The sequence below is a fragment of the Streptomyces sp. UC4497 genome (assembly GCF_054871485.1).
This window is the reverse complement of record NZ_JBTYHB010000001.1, coordinates 234,179-248,560: the sequence shown is the minus strand read 5'-3', so window position 1 is coordinate 248,560 and position 14,382 is coordinate 234,179. Positions and strand designations below refer to the sequence as shown.

Annotated in this window: 16 protein-coding genes and 1 pseudogene; 12 read left to right on the top strand and 5 right to left on the bottom strand. The window is 70.6% G+C overall.

Annotation, left to right across the window (positions count from 1 at the left end):
* The first annotated feature begins 22 nt into the window (after positions 1–22).
* On the top strand, positions 23–892 hold the full coding sequence (locus tag ACYSUO_RS01050; RefSeq protein ID WP_461774044.1) for a bifunctional 5,10-methylenetetrahydrofolate dehydrogenase/5,10-methenyltetrahydrofolate cyclohydrolase: 870 nt from the start codon (positions 23–25) through the stop codon (positions 890–892).
* A 5-nt stretch (positions 893–897) separates the two neighbouring features.
* On the opposite strand, the gene ACYSUO_RS01045 is transcribed toward ACYSUO_RS01050, so the two are convergent.
* On the bottom strand, positions 898–1,671 hold the full coding sequence (locus ACYSUO_RS01045; RefSeq protein WP_461774043.1) for a haloacid dehalogenase type II: 774 nt from the start codon (positions 1,669–1,671) through the stop codon (positions 898–900).
* A gap of 190 nt (positions 1,672–1,861) precedes the next feature.
* Between ACYSUO_RS01045 and ACYSUO_RS01040 the strand changes: the two genes are divergently transcribed.
* From ACYSUO_RS01040 to ACYSUO_RS01030, 3 genes are all read left to right on the top strand, one after another.
* Entirely contained in the window at positions 1,862–2,857 is a 996-nt protein-coding gene (locus tag ACYSUO_RS01040; protein WP_461774042.1) for a LacI family DNA-binding transcriptional regulator, read from the top strand.
* Between the two features lie 49 nt (positions 2,858–2,906).
* On the top strand, positions 2,907–3,365 hold the full coding sequence (locus ACYSUO_RS01035) for an RpiB/LacA/LacB family sugar-phosphate isomerase (RefSeq protein ID WP_461774041.1): 459 nt from the start codon (positions 2,907–2,909) through the stop codon (positions 3,363–3,365).
* Between the two features lie 126 nt (positions 3,366–3,491).
* Positions 3,492–4,859, top strand: coding sequence for an MFS transporter (locus ACYSUO_RS01030; protein ID WP_461774040.1), 1,368 nt, complete (start codon positions 3,492–3,494; stop codon positions 4,857–4,859).
* 34 nt (positions 4,860–4,893) lie between these two features.
* Here the strand turns inward: ACYSUO_RS01030 and ACYSUO_RS01025 are convergent, their stop codons facing one another.
* Positions 4,894–5,406 carry a MarR family winged helix-turn-helix transcriptional regulator gene (locus tag ACYSUO_RS01025; protein WP_461774039.1) on the bottom strand — a complete coding sequence of 171 codons (513 nt, stop codon included), beginning with the start codon at positions 5,404–5,406 and terminating at the stop codon, positions 4,894–4,896.
* Between the two features lie 133 nt (positions 5,407–5,539).
* On the opposite strand from ACYSUO_RS01025, the gene ACYSUO_RS01020 reads away from it, so the two are divergent.
* Positions 5,540–6,487 (top strand): DMT family transporter, encoded by a 948-nt coding sequence (locus ACYSUO_RS01020; RefSeq protein WP_461774038.1) that lies wholly within the window; start codon positions 5,540–5,542, stop codon positions 6,485–6,487.
* Here ACYSUO_RS01020 and ACYSUO_RS01015 read toward each other — a convergent pair.
* A complete protein-coding gene (locus ACYSUO_RS01015) occupies positions 6,474–7,010 on the bottom strand; it encodes a TetR/AcrR family transcriptional regulator (protein ID WP_461774037.1) in 537 nt (178 codons plus the stop codon). The genes ACYSUO_RS01020 and ACYSUO_RS01015 overlap by 14 nt on opposite strands.
* A 67-nt stretch (positions 7,011–7,077) precedes the next feature.
* Here ACYSUO_RS01015 and ACYSUO_RS01010 point away from each other — a divergent pair, with 67 nt between their 5' ends.
* Complete coding sequence (locus tag ACYSUO_RS01010) at positions 7,078–8,136, top strand: aldo/keto reductase (RefSeq protein ID WP_461774036.1); 1,059 nt, start codon at positions 7,078–7,080, stop codon at positions 8,134–8,136.
* 41 nt (positions 8,137–8,177) lie between these two features.
* On the opposite strand, the gene ACYSUO_RS01005 is transcribed toward ACYSUO_RS01010, so the two are convergent.
* Complete coding sequence (locus ACYSUO_RS01005; protein ID WP_461774358.1) at positions 8,178–8,705, bottom strand: GNAT family N-acetyltransferase; 528 nt, start codon at positions 8,703–8,705, stop codon at positions 8,178–8,180.
* A gap of 229 nt (positions 8,706–8,934) precedes the next feature.
* Between ACYSUO_RS01005 and ACYSUO_RS01000 the strand changes: the two genes are divergently transcribed.
* The 4 genes and pseudogenes from ACYSUO_RS01000 (at position 8,935) to ACYSUO_RS00985 (ending at position 11,654) form a co-directional block, all read left to right on the top strand.
* Positions 8,935–9,144: a hypothetical protein gene (locus tag ACYSUO_RS01000; protein ID WP_461774035.1), complete on the top strand. Its 210-nt coding sequence runs from the start codon at positions 8,935–8,937 to the stop codon at positions 9,142–9,144.
* 112 nt (positions 9,145–9,256) lie between these two features.
* Positions 9,257–10,438, top strand: a pseudogene (locus ACYSUO_RS00995) (PP2C family protein-serine/threonine phosphatase).
* A 155-nt stretch (positions 10,439–10,593) separates the two neighbouring features.
* Positions 10,594–10,860 (top strand): DUF5133 domain-containing protein, encoded by a 267-nt coding sequence (locus ACYSUO_RS00990; RefSeq protein ID WP_461774034.1) that lies wholly within the window; start codon positions 10,594–10,596, stop codon positions 10,858–10,860.
* A gap of 11 nt (positions 10,861–10,871) precedes the next feature.
* Complete coding sequence (locus ACYSUO_RS00985) at positions 10,872–11,654, top strand: SigB/SigF/SigG family RNA polymerase sigma factor (protein WP_461774033.1); 783 nt, start codon at positions 10,872–10,874, stop codon at positions 11,652–11,654.
* Here the strand turns inward: ACYSUO_RS00985 and ACYSUO_RS00980 are convergent.
* Positions 11,647–12,639 carry a GNAT family N-acetyltransferase gene (locus ACYSUO_RS00980; protein WP_461774032.1) on the bottom strand — a complete coding sequence of 331 codons (993 nt, stop codon included), beginning with the start codon at positions 12,637–12,639 and terminating at the stop codon, positions 11,647–11,649. The two genes, ACYSUO_RS00985 and ACYSUO_RS00980, sit on opposite strands and share 8 nt — an antisense overlap.
* A 147-nt stretch (positions 12,640–12,786) precedes the next feature.
* On the opposite strand from ACYSUO_RS00980, the gene ACYSUO_RS00975 reads away from it, so the two are divergent.
* A complete protein-coding gene (locus ACYSUO_RS00975) occupies positions 12,787–13,755 on the top strand; it encodes a GlxA family transcriptional regulator (RefSeq protein ID WP_461774031.1) in 969 nt (322 codons plus the stop codon).
* Between the two features lie 13 nt (positions 13,756–13,768).
* The gene (locus tag ACYSUO_RS00970) at positions 13,769–14,374 is read left to right on the top strand and encodes a DJ-1/PfpI family protein (RefSeq protein WP_461774030.1); all 606 of its coding nucleotides are present in this window, start codon (positions 13,769–13,771) and stop codon (positions 14,372–14,374) included.
* The last annotated feature ends 8 nt before the right edge of the window (positions 14,375–14,382 follow it).

Below are 14,382 nucleotides of genomic sequence, written 5' to 3'. Positions count from 1 at the left end.
CAGCAACGCCTGGAGGGCAACGATGTCCGAGACTCGCACGGCTCACCTCATGGATGGCTCCGGCCTCGCCAAACGGATCGTCGCGGAGACCGCTGCCAGGGCGGCGGAGATCACCGCACGCACGGGGGTCAGCCCCTGTCTGGCGACGGTACTGGTGGGCGAGGACCCCGCGTCCGCCACGTACGTCCGCATGAAGCGGGCACGGTGCGCGAAGGCGGGCATCACGTCCCGGCACATCGGCCTGCCCGCCACCACCACGACCGCCGAACTCGTGCGCACCCTCACGGACTTGTCCGACGATCCGGGCGTGCACGGCATCCTGCTCCAGCATCCTTGCGGCCCGCACATCGACGGGCGAGCCGCGTTCGAGGCCATCGCGCCGGAGAAGGACGTCGACGGGGTCACGATGCATTCCTTCGCCGCGATGAGCTTCGCGCGGCCCGGCTTCGTGTCGTGCACGCCGGGCGGCATCATGCGGTTGCTTGAGGCGTACGACGTCGAACTCGCCGGCAAGCGGGCCGTGGTGGTGGGACGCAGCGCAATCCTCGGCAAGCCGGTCGGGATGCTCCTGCTCGCCAAGGACGCGACGGTGACCTACTGCCACTCCCGCACCACCGACCTGTCGGCGATCCTCCGGGAAGCGGACATCGTGGTGGCGGCCGTGGGGCGGCCCCGGCTGATCCTCGGCGCGGACATCAAGCCGGGTGCGGTCGTGATCGACGCCGGCTACAACCCCGGCAACGTCGGCGACGTGGACCATGACGGCGCCCTCACCCGAGCCGGTCTGATCACCCCGGTTCCCGGTGGCGTCGGTCCGATGACCATCGCGGTGCTGCTGGAGCAGACGGTGAAGGCCGCCGCGGACCAGCTCGGAACGCCCCACCACATGTGAGACCGCTATTCGGGCACCGGGGACGGAGCGAGGTGCCGGTCCGCAGTCCAGGGCCGGTCACCCACCAGCGTCGCCAACTGGACCAGGTTTCCCGCCACCAGGTCCCAGTCCGCATCGGGCGCCAGGTCCTTCGTCTGCGTGGGGCCGTACTCGGTCGGCCGCGCGACGAAGGCGGTTCGAAGGCCCGCGTCCCGGGCGGCGCGCAGGTCTTCGTTGTGGGCCGCCGCGAGCATGACCTGCTCGGGCCGCAGCCCCAGGAAGGTGGCGGCCCGCTCGTAGGCCTGGCGTTGGGGTTTGTACGCGCGGGTGATGTCGGAGGCGACGATCACGTCCCAGGGGAGGCCCGCGTGCTTGGCCAGGCGGGACAGGAGCGCGAGGTTGCCGTTCGACAGCGCTCCGGTCGTCACGCTCCTGGCCAGTTGCTCGAGACCGGGCACGGAATCGGCCCACGCCGGCAGCCGATGCCACGCCTCGTTGAGCCACCTCAACTCGACCTCGTCGAACGCCGTGGGATCGACCCCGTGCTCGCCCAGCACGGTCCGCAGGTTCTCCGCGTGGAGCACGTCGAGCGGCACGAACTCCCGCTGACCGGTGCGTACGGGTTCCATCGCCGGCTGGTAGAGCTCCCGCCAGCGCATGGCGAACGCGGCCCCGTCGAGCGTCAGGCCATGCCGTGCGGCGAAGTCGTCGACGGCGACCGCGACTCCGGTCCGCCAGTCGACGACGGTGCCGAAGGTGTCGAACAGCACGGCCTCGACCTGCTGAATGCGCCCATCCACTGGAATCGACCTTTCGTAGGCGGCGAGCACGGCCCGGTGCGTTGACGCGAAGGATCATGATGCTGCCCCGTCTCCTGAGACGTCCATCCCCCCACCAACCCCTTGCCCACGCCCCGCCCCGTATGCGATCTTAAAGTCATCCATGCTATGGAAACGTTTCCATGGGATCCACGAGGAGGTGGAGCAACGGATGGCCACGATCAAGGACGTCGCGGCGCGGGCCGGGGTCGCGCTCGGGACCGCGTCGCGGGTGCTCAGTGGGAGCAGTCAGACGTCGGCAGATTCCCGCGCGCGAGTGCTCGCGGCCGCAGCCGAGTTGGGCTACGTCGCCAACGGGCCCGCCCGTGCGCTGCGGCGCGCCCGGACCGACGTACTGGGGTTGCTCGTCTCGGACATCCGCAACCCGTTCTTCTCGGAACTGGCGCACGCCGCCGAGCAGGAGGCCCGCCGGCACGGCTACACCGTCCTGTTGGCCAATGCCAACGAGGACGCCGACCAGGCCGACGCCTACCTCCGGACCTTCGCCTCCCAGCGCATCGACGGCCTGCTGTTCGCGCCGCAGAGCACCGTCTCGCCGCAGCTCGCCGCCACCGTCGCCTCCGGCCTTCCGCTCGTCTTCCTCAACCGCACCATCGACGGCATCGACGCGCCGATGTACGGCACGGACAACGCGCAGGGCGTCGGGCAGGTGCTCGACTGGCTGCAGCGGCGCGGGCATCGCGACGTCGCCTTCATCGGGGGCCCCGACACCATCTCCACCGGCGCCGAGCGTCGCGCCGCCTACCTCGCCGGGCGCGAGCAGCACGGCATCAGCACCGACGAACGGCTGCTGGACGCCGGTGACTTCCTCGCCGACGGGGCGGCCAAGGCGATGCATCGCATCCTCGACCGCGGCGTCCCGTTCACGGCGGTCTTCGGCGCGAACGGCCTGACCACGCTCGGTGCCGTGCGCGCGCTGCGTGAGCGGCTCGGCGTCGAACAGGCGGCCCGTATCGAGGTCGTGTCCGTCGACGACCTCGACTGGTTCGAGTTCGCCTCGCCACCCATCAGCGCGGTCCGCCAGGACGCGGCGGAGATCGGACGGCTCGGCGTACGCGGGGTCGTGGACCTCATCGCCGGTCGCGCGGCCGCGGGCGAGCGCGTCCCCACGTCGTTCGTCGACCGGGCGCCCAAGGCCCAACAGTGAGTGCCCGCACGGCACTTGTGTCACAGAAATTCGAAAGGCGGGACAACACATGAGGGTCGCCCTCGGCGCGGACCACGCCGGTTTCGCACTCAAGGACGCCGTCCGACAGGCCATCGAGGCGCTCGGGCACGACGTGGTGGACTGCGGCACCCACAGCAGCGAACCCGTCGACTTCCCCGACATCACCCGCGCCACCTGCGAGCCGGTGCTCAGCGGCGCCGCCGACCGCGCCGTGCTCGTCTGCGGCACCGGACAGGGCGCCGTCATGGCCGCCAACAAGCTGCCCGGCATCCGCTGTGGCCTCGCCCACGAGCCGTACTCCGCCCATCAGTCGGTCGAGCACGACGACGCCAACGCCATCGCCATGGGTGCCTGGCTCGTGCCGCACGCGCTCGTGCCCGACATCGTCCGCGAGTTCCTGGGCGCCACCTTCGACGACGACGCCGACACCCACCGCCGCGTCGCGAAGCTCAACGCCCTCGACGAACTGACGCCCACCACCGCCTGACACACCCCCGCCGCACCACCCCTGCTTTTTCCCCGCACCGACGCCCCCTCCCCACGCCCGCGCACACATCGCGCCGGGCGTCCCCTCGGCGTACCCGCACGTGCCCCGAACCCGCAGGAGATCCCCATGTCCACCCGCACCCCCGCCGGACAGCCAAGCGTGCTCGGCTCCAAGGACCGCGTCAAAACCGCGATCGCCGCCGCCTTCGGAACGAGCGTCGAGAACTACGACTTCATCGCCTACGGCACAGCTTCCGCCCTCTACTTCGGCGCCGTCTTCTTCCCCGACAGCGACCGCTTCGTCGGCACCCTGCTCTCCTTCGCGACCCTCGCGGTCGGCTTCGTCATGCGCCCGCTCGGCGGCGCCGTAGGCGGCTACTTCGCCGACAAGTTCGGCCGCAAGCCCGTCCTCGTCGCAGCGATGATCGTCATGGGCGCGGCCACGTTCCTCATCGGTGCGCTGCCCACATACGGACAGGTGGGTGTGCTCGCCCCGATCCTGCTCACCGTGATCCGTATGATCCAGGGCCTCGCGTTCGGCGCCGAATGGGGCGGGGCGATCACCATGGCATACGAGCACGCGCCCTGGCACAGGCGCGGCATGTTCGCCGCGATACCCCAGTCGGGCAACCCGCTGGGCATCGCCCTGGCCAGCGGCGTATTCGCCTGGAGCGCCACGCTCGAAGGCAGTTGGCAGTGGCGGACCCCGTTCCTGGTGAGCGCCGTCCTCGTGATCGCCGCGCTGATCGTTCGCTCCCGCCTCTCGGAATCCCCCGAGTTCCAGGAGGCCAGGGCCGACGGTAGGACGGAGAAGAACCCCTTCCTGGCGACGCTGGCGGGGGACTGGCGCGGCATCCTGCGGGTCATCGCGCTGCGCGTCGTCGAGTCCTTCGCCTACTACTCCACGGCGACCTATCTGCTCAGCTACATCACCGACCACCACCCCGAGCTGCGGCCCGTCGCCCTGGGTGCGATCACCGTCGCCAGCGTCCTGGCCATCGGTGTCACCTTCCTGGCCGGCGCGCTCACCGACCGCATCGGACGCCGACCCATCTACATCGCCGGGTGCACGGCCGCCATCCTCTTCGCGTTCCCCATGTATCTGCTCACCAACTCCGCCCAACCCGCCCTGGTCGTCGCGGTGTTCATCATCGGCATCGGCCTCATCCACGCCTCGCTCACCGGCACCCAGGGCTCCCTGCTCACCGAGCAGTTCCGCACCGCGACCCGCACGTCGGGCGCCTCGCTCGGCTACCAGGTCGCGGCGGCCATCGGAGGCTTCGCCCCGCTGCTCGCCGCCGCCCTGGTGGGCGCCTTCGGCTGGCCGGGCGCCGCGTTGCTCTACCTCGGCGCGGCCATCATCGGCCTCATCGGCATCCTGGTCACGAAGGAGACCTGGGGACGTGCCGAGCGCGAGCGTGTACGCGGTCTCGTGGCGGAGGAACTCCGTGCGTCGCCGGTCGCAGAGACCTCGGCGAGCGGTGCGGCGACCTGAGCCAACCGTGCCGGGGCTGGAGCGCGACCGGCACCTAGAGGTCGCGCTCCAACCCCGTTACGGGCGGCTCCAGTTGGGCGAGCCACGAGGTCAGCAGGTGTTCCAGGGCCACGGCCTCGGACGGGGGCAGCGCGGCGAGGAGCCGGTGCTCGTTACGGATGTGGTCGGTGAACGCCCGGTCGAAGAGGACCCGGCCCGCGTCGGTGAGGGCGACGACACGGCCGCGTCCGTCACCCGTGGCGCGGCGCCGCGCGACCAGGCCCGCGCGTTCCAGGCGGTCGATGCGCTTGGTGATGGCGCCGGTGGTGACCATGGTGTGAGCGGCCAGTTCGCCGGGGGCGCGTTCGAAGGGGGCACCGGCGCGGCGCAGCGCGGCCAGCACGTCGAACTCGCCCTCGCTGAGGTCGTATCGGCCGTAGACCGTGCACAACTCCTGCGTGAGCAGCGTCGCGATCCGGTGCAGGCGGCCGATGACGCCCTGCGGAGCGACGTCGAGGTCGGGACGTTCCTGACGCCAGGCGGCCTGGATGCGGGCGACGTGATCCATGGGAGCGGACTCCGCGGGAGTCATGTGGGCGGTATCCGGGTGAGCCATGTGATCGGTATCCGGGGGAGTCGTGCCCGCATTGGGCACGTCCGCACTGGACGAGTTATCTTCCATGGAAGCTATATTACCTTCCATGGAAACTACTTACCGGTGGGGCGCCGTCGCGGCGCTCGCCCCGGTGGCCTGGGGCGCCAACTACTTCGTCACCCATCAGTACCTCCCGGCCGACAGCCCCTGGTGGGGCGCCGCACTGCGGGCCCTGCCGGCCGGATGTCTGCTGCTGGCCATGTCCCGCAAGCTTCCGCGAGGCGCCTGGTGGTGGCGGTCCGCCGTGCTGGGGATGCTCAACACCAGCGCGTTCTTCCTGCTCGTCTACCTCGCCGCCCACCTGTTGACCACGGCGACCGCCTCGACGCTGATGGCGCTGTCCCCGGCGGCCCTGATGCTCAGCGCGTGGGCCCTGCTGTCCGAGCGGCCGCGGGTGGCACCGCTGGCCGGAGCCGCGATCGGGCTCGGCGGTGTGGTGCTGATGCTGGCCGGCCAAGCGGGCGCGCCCAGCGTCCCCGGTCTGCTCGCCTCGGCGGGCGCCCTCGCCTCGTCCTCGATCGGCTACGCTCTGTCCAAGCGCTGGGGTTCCGAGGTCGGGGTCCTGGCCACCACGGCGTGGCAACTCACCTTCGGGGGAGTGCTGTTGCTCGTCGCGGCCCTCGTCTTCGAGGGTGGACCCCCGCCGCTCGCGGCCCCCGGTGTCGCGGCACTCGCCTACACGGCCGTGATCGCCACGGCTCTCGCGTTCGTCGCCTGGTTCACCGGTCTGCGTCACCTGCCCGCCGCCACGGTCGGCCTCATCGGCCTGCTCAACCCGGTCACCGGTGTGGCTCTCGGCGTCGCGCTGGGAGGGGAGCCGCTCACCGTGCGCCAGGCGGCGGGCATGGCCCTGGTCCTGGTCGGCATCGCGCTGGGACGGCCGACCGGGCGTGCGACCGATGCAAGGAGTCGCGTGACCGCTGCCGCGACGGGCGCCACGGCAACAGGGCGATCGGGAAGCGACCGGATCAACTCCTCGGCTACGAATCGGTGATCGCGACGAGCGCTGCCGTGAAGGGGCCGGGATCGACGTCGCCCCGCACGGCAAGCTGCTGACTGTAGGCCTGGCACAGAGCTACGAACGCCTCGGCGATCCGAGCCGCACGCGCGGGCTCGCGGTCGGGCAGCAACGCGGCCACCGCCCCGCGCAGTTCCTCGAGTTGACGGTCGACGAGCGCGGCGAGGCCCGGAGAGACGGCGGCCTCGGCGTAGATCTGCGCGACCAGTCGGGCATGGCCCTCGTCGCGCGCCATGGTGCGGATGTGCTCGAGAAAGTCGTGGATGGACCCGGCAGTCAGCTCCGCGGGCAGCGCCTGGCTTGATTGTTCGCAGATCGCGGCGACGATGTCGTCCTTGCCCTTGAAGTACCGGTAGATCGCCCCGGTGGAGAGCCCGGAGGCCCTGACGATGTCGGGCATGGAGGTCCGTGCGAAGCCGTGCTCGGCGAAGCGGGCGCGGGCGGCGTCGATGATCTGCTGACGGCGGGCGTCGAGGTGGTCCTGGCTGACCTTCGGCATAAGAGAATGACCGTTCGTTTTACGTGTTAGTGTCGTCGACCGTACCGCAGAATCCGAGGAGGATCCCATGCGTTACCAGACTTTCGGACGGCACAGCGGCCTGCGGGTGTCGGAGTATGTGCTGGGCACGGCCAACTTCGGCTCGGCCCCCGCAGCGGCGGGCCTGGACGGGTCCAGGAAGATCTTCAAGTCGTTCGTGGCGGCCGGCGGAACCACCTTCGATGTCTCGAACATCTACCAGAACGGCGAGGCCGAGACCGTCCTGGGCGAGCTGCTGGCCCGCGAGCGCGACGACTACGTCGTGATCACCAAGTACAGCGGAAGCAGGAGCGCCGAGGTCCGCCCCGGCACCACCGGCAACAGCCGCAAGACCATGATCCGGTCCCTGGAGACGAGCCTGCGAAGGCTGGGGACGGACTACGTCGATGTCTTCATGCCGCACTTTCCCGACGGGGTCACGCCGGTGCCGGAGATCCTGGCCGCCTTCGAGGACCTGATCCGGGCGGGCAAGATTCGTTATGGCGGCCTGTCGAACTTCCCGGCATGGCGAGTGGCGGGCGCCGCCGTCAGGTCGGAGCTGAGCGGACGCATGCCGTTGGTCGGCATCCAGACCGAGTACAGCCTGGCCGAACGCTCCGCGGAACGAGAACTCTTGCCGATGGCCCAAGCGCACGGCCTTGGCGTCGTCCTCTATTCACCGCTGGCCGGCGGCCTGTTGACCGGGAAGTACAGGCAGGGCGAGCAGGGGCGACTCAGCGCGCGGGCCGCGGCCGACGGCACGGCGGGCGAGGACGGTGAGCAGCACACCGCCGTACTCGACGCCGTTCTCGCCGTGGCCGAAGAGTTGGGCACGCGCCCGGTCCAGGTCGCCCTGGCCTGGCTGCGGCAGCGCGCGGCGCGGGCCGGGACCTCGCTGATCCCCATCGTGGGGCCCCGAACCCCGGCCCATCTGGAGGGCTACCTCGACGCCCTGAACGTCGAACTCGCCCCGCACCACTACCAGAAGCTCGACGAGGTCAGCGTGATCCGGCTCGGCGCCCCGCACGAGGACGTTGCCGCCGCGCTGGCCCACGGCACCGACGGCGACCGAAGTCTCCTCAACACCCCGCTCATCCCGGTGACCTGACACACCTCAGGTCGAGCAGCATCAGGTCAGATCGAGCAGCGTCACGTCAGGTCGAGCAGCATCACATCATGCAGGTCCGCGGCCGCCTGGCCTCCCGGCCGGCCCTGGCCGATCTTGCGGTATCCCCACGACCGGTAGACGGCCGGCGCCGCCCCGCTCGCCGGGTGGACGTTCAACACCACCCGCTCGGCGCCGATGCCGTCGAGCAGCGTCGTGTGCAGACGTCGAGCGACACCCTGTCCGCGCCATGCGTGGCGTACCGCGAGTTCCATGAGCCCGAAGGTGCGTTCCCCGTCCTCGCGCCGCATGTCGTCGGACACGGGCTCGGTGACCTCGTCCCACCACACCGTGTCGGGCCCGAGCGGGTGGCCGTACGCCATGCCGATCGGCTCGCCGTCCCCGGTGCGGGCCAGGGCGGCGCGGAAGCCGCGCTTGCGGGTCTGGACGGGGAAGCGGCGGAAGGCGGCATCGACGTCGTCCTCGGTCTCGTCGTACGGGGGACCGGCGAACGCCTCACCGTAGACCAGCTTGAACGCGCCTGCGGCGTCCACCGCGGCAGCCCCGTCCATGCACTCCACGGCGATGACACCGTGCGGCGTCGTGTGCGCGCCCTCTCGGCGGTCAGTGGTGTCCGACATGTAGCTCACCGTGCAGTGCCGCGGGACCGCTCACGGCCGGAATGCCGAGATCGTTACGCGGAGTCGCGCGGAGGCCGGGAGGCTGTGCCCATTCGGTGAGGGCGGCATAACGGTTCGGGCAGGTCCGCGCCCGCGCACGGTGCAGTGTCGTTTCCCCGGTATGAGCAACACCGTGCGCGCCGAGGAAGAGGAACAGGCCGAGCCGATCGCTGCGAACCGGCTCGCATCACCCGTGCTCGGGCAGGGGCCGCCACCCTGTGAGGACGGATCCCGTTCGCCCGGGGGCTGGTTGGCGGCTCTGCGGCTCGTTCTCGTCGGGCTGGCGAGCGGGCTGATCGTCGTGGCGCTCGCGGTTGCCCTGATGGAATAGGAGTCGCCTTTTCACTCGTGTCGCGGCAGTTGGAAGCGGCCCGGAGGCGGTCTTCGTTCCTCGGAGCGAGACTGCCTGAAAGCCGTCCGTACGACCGGGCAGGAGTGATGGCGTGACGGTACCCGAGACCGCGGACAGTGTCCTCGGGGAGTTCCTGGCCGACCCGCGCAACGCGGCGTTGGACCTGACCACGGCGGTGGCACGCTGCGCCAAGGCACTCGGCCTGCAAAACGCCGTGGTCTACCAGGCCGATCTGCAGCAGCGTCTGCTCGCCCCCTTGAACGATGTGGTGCCGACCCTTCCCATCGACGACTCGCTCGCCGGCTGGGCCTACCGCACGCAGTCCTTGCGGGTGGAGGAGTCCGAGCTCGGTGGGATGACCGCGTGGTTGCCGATGGTGGACGGGGTCGAGCGGCTCGGAGTTGTTGCCGTGCACGCACCCGCCCTCGATCCGCTCTCACTGCGGCGCGGCCGGACGCTGGCCCACCTGTGCGCGATGATGGTCACCTCGAAGCGGGCCTACAAGGACACCTACGTCCGCCGCGCCCGCACCGAACCGATGCGCCTGCCCGCCTAGATGCTGCGTGCCTACCTGCCGCCCCGCACGATCGGCACCACCCACGCCGTCTCCACAGCGGTCATGGAACCGGCCTATGAAATCGGCGGAGACGCCTTCGACCACGCCCTGACCGATACGACACTCCACGCCGGGATCCTGGACTCGATGGGGCACAACCTGGCCTCGGGACTGACCACGGTGGTGTCGCTGGCCGCGTGCCGCAACGCGCGGCGCACCGGGGCCGACCTGTCCGAGCTGGCGGGCTCAGTCGACGAGGCGCTGGCCGAATGGCTGCCCGATCAGTTCTGCACCGCGATCGTCTGCCAACTGGACCTCGCCACCGGCGGGCTGCGCTGGATCAACTGCGGGCATCCGGCGCCCCTGTTGATCCGGGACCAGCGCCTGATTCCCGGCGCGATGGAGCGGGACGCCGATCCGCCCCTCGGGTTGCCGGCCACCTTCGTCTCGACCCCTCGCCGGGTGCACGAGGTGAACCTGGAGCCGGGGGACCGGGTCCTCATGTACACCGACGGTGTCACCGAGGCCCGTACGCGACACGGCGAAGAACTCGGCCTCGACCGGTTCGCCGACTACGTCATCCGCGCCACCGCCACCGGCGAACTGCCACCGGAAACCCTGCGTCGGCTCATCCACTCCATCGTCGACGCCCAGGACAACCGGCTGCGTGACGACGCGACGATCGTGATGTTCGAGTGGCGTCCGGTGGGCCGCTGAGACCGGGCCCTGCGGTCAAGCATGGATATCCATCTGGAATATGCCAATCAGGGTCGAAAGTCCCGATAGGGCACCCCTGGTGAGGGGGCAGACCGTACGGCAGACAGGCTCCCGGCCCATGGGGGAGCCGAACGGATCCACGCAAGGAGACGACCGTGTTGCTGCCCACAGCCGCCGATCTGCGTCGCGCGCTCGCCCGTCACGCCGAGGCCATCATCGAGGACGAACGCCACTCGACGCCCAGCACGGCTCGCGCACGCCAGGACAGTGCGTACACGCTGTGCGTGATGACCGGCACGAATGATGTGGCGGACGCGGTGCGGGCGGCGGATGCCCTCTATCGCCGCACTCCCGCACACACCACGCCCCACCCGGTGGCGGCCACGCCGGGCCCCTTCCGTATCCACTCGGAGCAGGCCTGAGAGGAGCCCCCGTGTCCACCCGTCATTCCCACCACGACGCACCCGACACCGCACGGGCGTTCCGACGCTTGGCCGCGGCCCCTCCCGGGGCCGAACGCGACGCGTTGCGCGCGGAGTTGGTCAACGCCTGGCTGCCGATGGCGCAGCGGCTGGCGACCCGGTACCGCAACAAGGGTGAGGATCTGGACGACCTCAAGCAGGTCGCCGCCATCGGACTGGTCAAGTCCGTCGACCGCTACTGTCCCGAACGCGGCGCATTCGAGGCCTTCGCCGTGCCGACCATCACCGGTGAACTCCGGCGCCACTTCCGGGATCACACCTGGGACGTGCGCGTGCCCCGTCGGATCCAGGATCTGCGCAACAAGGTCCGTGCCGCCCGCCGCGAACTCCTGGACCGGCCCGGGCGCGCGGGGGAACCCGGCGTCGCCGACATCTCCGCGCATACGGGCCTGACCCGCGACGAGGTACGTGAGGGACTGCGGGCCCTGGACAGTTACAAGGCCCTGTCCCTCGATGCCGCCACCGGAACGGTGGACGGGACGTTCAGCATCGCCGACAGCCTCGGCGAGACCGAGCCCCGCTACGACCTCGTCATCCGGCGCGAAGCCGCGAAGGACGGCATCAAGAGCCTCACCGAACGGGAACGCCTCATCCTCTACCTGCGCTTCTTCGAAGACATGCCCCAAGCCCGGATCGCGGAGCGGATCGGCGTCTCCCAGATGCACATCTCCCGCCTCATCACCCGCAGTTGCGCCCGGGTCCGCGAGTGGTCCGTGCACGCCCCCGTCAACTAGGCCGCTTGCGGTAGCGGACGTACTCGTTGCGTCGCCGGAATCCCACGCTCTCGTAGAGATCGTACGACCGGTGCGGGTTCGCCGTGCCCGTGAACAGCCGGGCGGTCGTCGCGCCGTGTTCGCGAAGGGTCCGCAGCCCGTCCAGCAGGAGAAGGCGGCCGATTCCGAGGCGTCGCCGGTCCGAGCGGACGCTGAGCTCTTCGACCTCTCCCACGGAGCGGGCGTGGCGACGGATGGAGCAGAGGGCCACGCCGACCATGTCGTCGCCCGACCAGGCGGCCCGCCAGCATGCCGGATCGGCGCTGTCGAGGAATTCCTGGAAGAGCCATTTCTGAGTGAAGCCCCTGTCCGCGTAGGAGTCGACGACCGTCCTCCAGGCCTCACGGTAGTGGGGCGCTCCGATCGGTCCTGTCCGGATCCCGGCTGCCGGCTCGCTGCCCGGCCCGGCCAGCTGTCGCAGATCGTCCAACTCCAGCTCGACCAGGCTGAAGACGCGCCGGTAACCGGCCGCGAGCAGGAGAGCCGTGGCGTCCCGCTCCGAGGCCATGGCGTTCGCGCCGATCATCGCGGTCCCGGCCGTACCGTGCTGTGCGACGAGTCGGCGGATCCGTTCCTCGGCCCAGCGAACCATGGCCGAGCCGATGCCCTGCCGACGGTGCTCCGGCAGGAGCCAGCCGCGGTGCAGGTAGAGCCACGTGTCGTCCCGCTCCTGCCACCGTCGGATCGTCGCGTATCCGACGACGCTCCCGCCGCACACCACCAGGATCTGATCCTCGGAAGCCTCCTCCAACTCGGCGGAGGCTTCACCGATTTCGGCCGCTGTCGGCACCCCTTCGACGACCGACTGGGCATCGGCGCCGTCCGACGCGGCACAACCCAGCCGCACTTCGGCCATGGCGCCATGGTCCGCGGCGCCGCGACAACGCCGGAACGCATACCCGGCCGGAAGGTCCTGTCCTGTGGTGCCATCCGATCCATCCGACATGACCGAATGATCTCGAACGCCGAGCCGGGCCCGCCACCGTATAAGCAGGAAACTGGCCCACGGCGCAGCGACTCGACGCGGCCGATGGCGCGATCTGTGGGATGCGTGTCGTTGACGCCATGGGGCGGAGTCGATGAACGTTGAGGGGTGACAAAGCACCGCATCGTTTTCGTGATCTTCGACGGGTTCCAGTCGCTCGACCTCGTCGGCCCGTACGAGGTGTTCCAGCACGGGGACCGGCTCGGTGGCCGGTACGCGTGCGAGATCGTCGCCCCCACGAGCGGCGCGGTGCGCTCGCGCGGCGGGCTGGTGATGCACGCCGAGCACTCCCTGGCCGAGCGGGACCCGGCGGGCGTGGACACGCTCGTGGTGGCAGGCGGCCGGGGTGTCGACCGGGCCCGCGAGGATCCGGAGCTGGTCGGCTGGGTCCGCGAGGCGGCGGCCGGGGCCCGGCGCGTCGCCTCCGTGTGCAGTGGGGTGTTCCTCCTGGCGGCGGCGGGTCTGCTCGAAGGGCGGCGGGTCACCACGCACTGGGCCCGCGAGCGTCAACTCGCCGCGGAGCACCCGGAGATCGCCGCGGACTGCGGACCCATCTTCATCCGTGACGGGCACATCTGGACCTCGGCCGGGGTCACCGCGGGCATGGACCTCGCCCTGGCGCTGGTCGAGGACGACCTGGGCCGGGACACCGCGCACGCCGTCGCCCGCGAGCTGGTCCTCTTCCTGCGCCGGCCGGGCAACCAGGCCCAGTTCAGCGTGGCCATGGCGACGCGGCCGCCGGCCACCGACCCGATCCGGGCCGCCGTCGCCGCGATCCAGGCCGACCCGGGCGCCCGGCACAGCATCCTCGACCTCGCCACGCATGCCACCCTCAGCCCGCGTCATCTGCAGCGCCGCTTCACCGCGGAGACGGGCGTGACGCCCGCCGGGTACGTGGAGCAGGTGCGGGTGGAAGCGGCGCAGCGGTCGCTGGCCGAGGGCGACGAGCCGTTGGAGGCGATCGCCCGGCGGCACGGCTTCTGCACGACGGAGACGCTGCGCCGCACGTTTCATCGCAGGCTCGGCGTCGCACCGTCGGAGTACCGGGCCCGATTTCGTTCAACTACCGCACTGTGAGAAGGAGTTCAGGATGACTGTGTACGGTCTGCTCGTCTTCGACGACGCCGAGGACCTTGATGTCGTGGGTCCCTGGCAGGTGTTCACGACCTCCGCGCGGCTGCGTGGTGACATCGACCGCGCGGTGCTCGTCTCCGCGGGGCCGGACCCGGTGCGCTTCGCGAAGGGCCTGCGTGTGCTGCCCGACCACACGCTCGACGACCACCCGCCGTTGGACGTGGTGACGGTGCCGGGAGGCGTCGGCGCGCGCACCGTCCAGATGGACAACCCCGTGGTCACCGAGTGGATCGCCAAGACCGCCGAGCGGGCGCCGTGGGTGCACAGTGTGTGCACGGGAGCCTTCTTGCTGCACGCCGCCGGACTCACCCGCGGGCGCCGCGTCGCCACGCACTGGCAGCACGAGGAGCGACTCGAGGCGCTCGGTGACATCACCGTCGTGCGCGACGCCCGCTATGTCGTCGACGGCAATCTGCTGACCAGTCAGGGTGTCTCGGCGGGCATCGACAGCGCGCTCTGGCTCGTCGGCCGGCTGCACGGCCGCGACCACGCCCGCGCGGTGCGCCGGGCCATGCAGTACGAGCCCGCGCCGCCGTACATGGCGGACGAGCCGGCCGCGTAACCCCTCGG